This window comes from Pseudoalteromonas sp. OOF1S-7, from assembly GCF_022347765.1.
Lineage (GTDB): Bacteria > Pseudomonadota > Gammaproteobacteria > Enterobacterales > Alteromonadaceae > Pseudoalteromonas.
The window spans coordinates 1-1,099 of record NZ_JAKRFZ010000048.1 but is presented as its reverse complement, the minus strand read 5'-3'; the positions used below and the strand labels follow the sequence as shown (position 1 = coordinate 1,099).

Annotated in this window: 1 protein-coding gene; it reads right to left on the bottom strand. The window is 44.9% G+C overall.

Annotation, left to right across the window (positions count from 1 at the left end; genetic code table 11):
* Nucleotides 1–356 precede the first annotated feature (356 nt).
* A partial coding sequence (locus MHN33_RS23760) for an elongation factor Tu (protein ID WP_239401957.1) occupies nt 357–1,099 on the bottom strand: 743 nt, incomplete at its 5' end.

The window sequence follows — 1,099 nt, the reverse complement described above, 5'->3', positions numbered from 1 at the left end:
AGTCAACTAGAAAATTTAATTTTTCTTAATTAAGCTTTCCGTTTGGCTTTCCCGTCACTTGGCGCCTTGCTTTTCAGCGTTGTGCCCCGTGTCGGTGGATGCGCATTATAGGGAAATCGAAACCCAGTGCAACCCCTTTTTTGAAGAAAAGTGAGAAAAACAGTTCGTTCGGGCAAAATTCAAACAAAAAGGTGCTTTTTGATATGTTTTCGAGCAGATATTCCCCTTTAAAGAAGGTGAAATGAGCCAGTTTAACGGAACCCCTTACTTTTCTGATATTTCAGACATTAAAAAAGGCCACGCTCTTTATTAGAGAATGGCCTTTTTCACAATGCTTATTGCATCACTACTGTTGATTACTCAACGATAGTTGCAACAACACCAGCACCAACTGTACGGCCACCTTCACGGATCGCGAAACGCAGACCTTCGTCCATCGCGATTGGAACGATTAGCTCAACAGTCATCTTGATGTTGTCACCAGGCATTACCATTTCTACGCCTTCTGGCAGCTCAACGTTACCAGTTACGTCAGTTGTACGGAAGTAGAACTGTGGACGGTAGCCTTTGAAGAATGGAGTGTGACGACCACCTTCATCTTTAGACAGTACATATACTTCTGAAGTGAACTTAGTGTGTGGGTTGATTGAACCAGGCTTACAAAGAACCTGACCACGCTCAACTTCGTCACGCTTAGTACCACGTAGAAGGGCACCGATGTTCTCACCTGCACGACCTTCGTCAAGCAGCTTACGGAACATTTCAACACCTGTACAAGTTGTCTTCGTAGTTTCTTTGATACCTACGATTTCAACTTCGTCGTTCACGTTGATGATACCAGCTTCAACACGGCCAGTTACAACAGTACCACGACCCTGGATTGAGAATACGTCTTCGATAGGCATGATGAACGGCTTATCGATGTCACGCTCTGGCTCTGGGATGTAAGAATCTAGTGCTTCTGCAAGCTCAACGATCTTGTCTTCCCACTCTTTCTCGCCTTCAAGCGCTTTAAGAGCTGAACCCTGGATTAGAGGCAGGTCATCACCTGGGAAGTCGTACTCAGAAAGAAGTTCACGAACTTCCATCTCTACTAGCT